We start from the raw sequence: 4,140 nt of genomic DNA, 5'->3' as shown, positions 1-4,140 counted from the left end.
GGAACGAAAATAATAAAATTTAGCGTAATAAAAAAAACACCCGTGCATTCTAAAGAAGAGAAGGGAGAATGCCGTGGGATTTAGGGGAGTAACTTTTTAAAAATTACTATAGTCACTATATAATAAAAATTTATAAAAAGAAACCTAATTTCAGTATTTCTTAAAATTCGACAAAACATTTTCATAAAAGCAACAGATAAAAGGCAAACCACAGGGACTGTCCCCTTGGTTGCTGTTGGTGATTTGTTGTCAAGTTTCTGTTCGTAGGCTCAAGAATTTTGCTACACCACTTTATACCATTACTGATACTAACTTGTGGTTCGCTACACTTGGCGGTAAATACCCGTGGCTAGACTTTCACTAGCTAGATTAGTAGCCATGTCTGACACAATAATCTGCATCAACAGTTGGCCTGGTAGTAAATCCACTAATTGAATACAGCAAGAAACCACCTTTTAGAACAAGATTATTTTTATAGCTAGACCTAGAAAGCCTTCTGATGAATTCTTCTTGGAAAAATAGGTTTATTAGCTGTTGTAGTTGGGTGCCTTGCTGCCTTGCTTTATTTTTTAATTTTGCTAATACTGATGCTGCAATATCACCCATTATAACCACACTCCTATATATGTTTGTGTCTTATTCTTTATATTAAGTACTTCTGCGTACTCAAATAGCTTTCTAACATTTTTTTTGGAATCTTTTACATAACGCTTAATTGCGTTATTAAAGACTTCTTTCTCCAGCTTTTTCTCATAGCGAAGGACATCGCATATAGTACGATCTCTATCATATATTCTTACTTTTACACTCTCTATTTGTATTTTATCTACACCAATTTCAAGAAATTTAGGTTCAATATAAAAAGGTTCTATTACAGGATAATCAATATTATATTTGCTAGATTTACTATATCTATCAACTGCAATCTGCCATGCTACTGGTATTCTATCCGTATAACTGTAGTACATGAGTGCACTTTCAAGAAAAATAACTGCATCAGGAAACAGTCTGGAGATAATAACTTCTTCACGTGATATAGCTTCAGCTAATTCATAAAACCCCTTCTTTATTCTAACAATAAAATCGTCATCAACCAATTTCTTGATTTGCCTACTAGAAAGACCTAAATCATTAAGTTCAGATGTACTAAGCACACCACTATTTTTAATAAATTCATTCTTTACTTTATCAAAAATTATCATTTTTTGCACCTCACGGACTGCTTTTGTTTTTGAGTGCAGTCTTTTAAGTGCATTTTACCATGTTATCACTTATTGTGCAATGATTTTAATTGGTTTTCAAATTTTTATAAGGATTCTTCTCACCATCTTTAATTAAAAATACCTCTTCATCCGTTCCTATCTGCCCTATATACCTTTTTACAATAACATCCACAAAGCGTTCTTCAAGCTCTGCTGCAAAACATATCCTATCCGTCTGTTCACAGGCTATTAAAGTGCTCCGGAACCTCCAAATGGCTCATAAAAGAAACCACAGGGACTGTCCCCCTGGTTGCTGCGTGAAAATCAGTCATAATTATGCTATAATTAAGACACGATATAAACATGTGGAAGGAGTGGTAATTATGCCTGATATTAGACCCATTAAAGATTTAAGAAACACAACTGAGATTTCAAAACTATGTCATGAGAATAAAGAGCCAATTTTCATTACGAAAAATGGCTATGGTGATATGGTTGTTATGAGCATGGAAACCTATGAGAAGAAACTGGCTAAAGCAGAACTGTATGAGAAGTTAGCAAAAGCAGAAGAGCAGCTAGAAAATGGAGAGCCCCTTGAAGATGCAGTAGATGTCTTTAAAAGATTAAAGGATAAGTATGGAAAGTAGCAATTATCAGATTAAATTCACACCTATTGCTAGTTGAAAATGTCAAGATAAAAGTGCACATTTTTTATAAGATAAAAGTGCACAATTATTATATTAGCTTTTTCCAGTTGAATCAGATGTCTCTGAGATATAAATTTTATCTTTAATTCTGCAAGATGTTCCCTTGATTTTTATAATATGCTAATTATTGTTTATGCTTTTTACCCTTGCACTCCTTGGTTTGTCCCCCTAGTTTTGTCACTGCACGGCATATTCCACACTTTTCTCGTATAAAAATTCCGGGTCAATGTCCGCTTGATTGCACCATTCTATACTATCAAAAGATACTTTAACGGATCTAAATTTACTTTCATCTTTAAGCTCTTTATAAATGCCCTTATCCAAATAAGGCTTCATGTCAAATAGCCTTTTTTCACCATTCTCAAAGGTCAACAGTAATTGATACTCACTTAATGGTTTAACATCTGTAACAGCTAAATAAATACTTCCACCTCCTATTTTAATGGATCAATCTTATAAGGAAGTTCACTATTCATTGCTATTTCCCAGTTCGCCTTTAGTTCTTCTTGTCGAAGTTCCGCCCATGCTAAAACTAATTTAAGCTGCTTTTTGGGCAAGTAACCTTCCTTTAACTCACAAGTCTTATATCAATGACCGCTTTATACTCTCCGTAATAAGTATGAAAGTGTGGAGGATTATAATCTTTAGGAGTACAAAACATCCTTATTATTATACCGTAAAACATACTTGAGGTTCAAATCGCCCTTATCACACCGAAACTAACACCTGTCAGCCGCTCAATTTGCCTAAAAGACAAACCTTTCTCCTTGCACGCTTTAATAACTTCATTACGTTTACCCTTGTCAAACCCTTGAATTTCTGTAGGGCTCTGTGCATCGGAAATGCTCCTGATAAAATCACTAGCTTCGGCGTCATTTAGCCTAACATCCTGATCATAGTCCAAGCACCGTTCCTGATTCTCCATCAGGTTGAATTCCTTGAACAGCTTTATTGCTTTGCCTCGATTGGCTTAAAACATATTGAGTGCAAAATCCGTATCACATATTCCTGTCTCCCCAATATATTCCCCATAGCTACCCCACCTGTAATCAGTTATATTTTTTACAATTCCTGCCTTTAATGGGTTTTGGTGCATGTAATGAATCACCGTTAAAAAATACCTATCCTTTTCTACTACTTCACTTTTATAGCGATCTTGGAATAAATGACCCCGGCGACCATACTTCCAATTGTACCAGTACACGTAGCTGGCTCCAATCCGTCTAAAAGCAATGCTCATTTCCTCTGTTTCTTCCTTTACCAATAAGTGAATATGGTTGCTCATCAAGCAATATGCGTATATTGTGTAACCACTCTCATCTTGATACTTTTTTAATGTATCTAAGTATTTTTGATAATCCTCATCATCTTCAAAAATGATTTGGTGGTTAATACCCCTTAACATCACATGATAAATCCCAGTACTGCTCTTCTTTCTCGCTGCTCTCGGCATTTTCTCACCCCTGATATAAATTCTACAACAAAATAACAAGAAAGGCATCACAAAAGAACCGCCTCCTTGTATTTGTATTTTTCCATGTCTGGCACACAAAGGCAAACAAAGGTAACAACCCCCAGGGATTTAGAGTTGTACCTTTATCCGCTGGGGGTTGTTTTGTGGTTAGGTTAAGCTAGTGTTGGTAATGTCTGGAGTTATTCAATGTCAGTCATATTCCAGTGAGTGTATGAACCATTACCATTGACTTCACTTGCATCTACTGTTGCTTCTTCAAATTCATCATCGCCATCTTGTGGTAATTCTATATCTTCTTCATCAATGTGAACTAAGTTATACCAGTAAACTCCGCCTTCACCGTCTCCAACTGAGTAGTAAATTTCGTTGTCTCCGTTAGGTCTATATACTGTCCCTGCTGCTGTTAGATAGTTGTTTAGCGTGTAGCTGCCTTCATCATCGTCAAGGTTAAATGCATATTGTCCGACAATCAGGACATTTGGTATTGTAATATCTTCTACATTACCTGTTAATCCTATTTCTGTCATTGTTACTGTCTCACTTACACCGCTGCCATCTACTTCTACACTACCTGTTTCTTCTACATATCCATCTGCTGTTACTTGATAAGCATAGGTACCATCTTCTAAGTCAATGGTCGTTTCACCTTCAGCATCGGTTGTTAATGTTTGACCATCAATGCTGATTTCTGCTCCTTCGATAGCGTCAGTTCCAGTATCTTCTACGGTAAAGGTTACGGTGTAGGTTGGTGCTACAT

General features: G+C 35.9%; 7 protein-coding genes and 1 pseudogene. 1 reads left to right on the top strand and 7 read right to left on the bottom strand.

The genetic code is table 11. The features are described from left to right. Positions 1 to 369: 369 nt before the first annotated feature. Together RBH29_RS17205 and RBH29_RS17200 are read right to left on the bottom strand one after the other, a co-directional pair. Positions 370 to 606 (bottom strand): nucleotidyl transferase AbiEii/AbiGii toxin family protein, encoded by a 237-nt coding sequence (locus RBH29_RS17205; protein ID WP_306698237.1) that lies wholly within the window; start codon positions 604 to 606, stop codon positions 370 to 372. Further along, the gene (locus tag RBH29_RS17200; RefSeq protein ID WP_306698236.1) at positions 606 to 1,202 is read right to left on the bottom strand and encodes a type IV toxin-antitoxin system AbiEi family antitoxin domain-containing protein; all 597 of its coding nucleotides are present in this window, start codon (positions 1,200 to 1,202) and stop codon (positions 606 to 608) included. Before RBH29_RS17200 ends, RBH29_RS17205 begins: the two co-directional genes overlap by 1 nt. A gap of 383 nt (positions 1,203 to 1,585) precedes the next feature. On the opposite strand from RBH29_RS17200, the gene RBH29_RS17190 reads away from it, so the two are divergent. Beyond that, complete coding sequence (locus RBH29_RS17190) at positions 1,586 to 1,849, top strand: type II toxin-antitoxin system Phd/YefM family antitoxin (RefSeq protein WP_306698235.1); 264 nt, start codon at positions 1,586 to 1,588, stop codon at positions 1,847 to 1,849. Positions 1,850 to 2,086: 237 nt separating this feature from the next. Here the strand turns inward: RBH29_RS17190 and RBH29_RS17185 are convergent, their stop codons facing one another. The 5 genes and pseudogenes from RBH29_RS17185 to RBH29_RS17165 all read right to left on the bottom strand — a co-directional run. Continuing rightward, a complete protein-coding gene (locus RBH29_RS17185) occupies positions 2,087 to 2,332 on the bottom strand; it encodes a DUF2442 domain-containing protein (protein WP_306698238.1) in 246 nt (81 codons plus the stop codon). Positions 2,333 to 2,343: 11 nt separating this feature from the next. Continuing rightward, a pseudogene (locus RBH29_RS17180) lies at positions 2,344 to 2,570 on the bottom strand (DUF4160 domain-containing protein). Between the two features lie 33 nt (positions 2,571 to 2,603). Next, positions 2,604 to 2,834 (bottom strand): hypothetical protein, encoded by a 231-nt coding sequence (locus RBH29_RS17175; RefSeq protein ID WP_306698234.1) that lies wholly within the window; start codon positions 2,832 to 2,834, stop codon positions 2,604 to 2,606. Between the two features lie 45 nt (positions 2,835 to 2,879). Further along, entirely contained in the window at positions 2,880 to 3,362 is a 483-nt protein-coding gene (locus RBH29_RS17170; RefSeq protein WP_306698233.1) for a transposase, read from the bottom strand. Positions 3,363 to 3,562: 200 nt separating this feature from the next. Continuing rightward, on the bottom strand, positions 3,563 to 4,140 hold a 578-nt coding region (locus RBH29_RS17165), incomplete at its 5' end, for a hypothetical protein (RefSeq protein WP_306698232.1).

Source organism: Herbivorax alkaliphila, assembly GCF_030848475.1.
Classification (GTDB): Bacteria; Bacillota; Clostridia; order Acetivibrionales; family Acetivibrionaceae; genus Herbivorax.
Note: the sequence above shows the minus strand (reverse complement) of the source record. Positions and strands in the feature narration are given on the sequence as shown.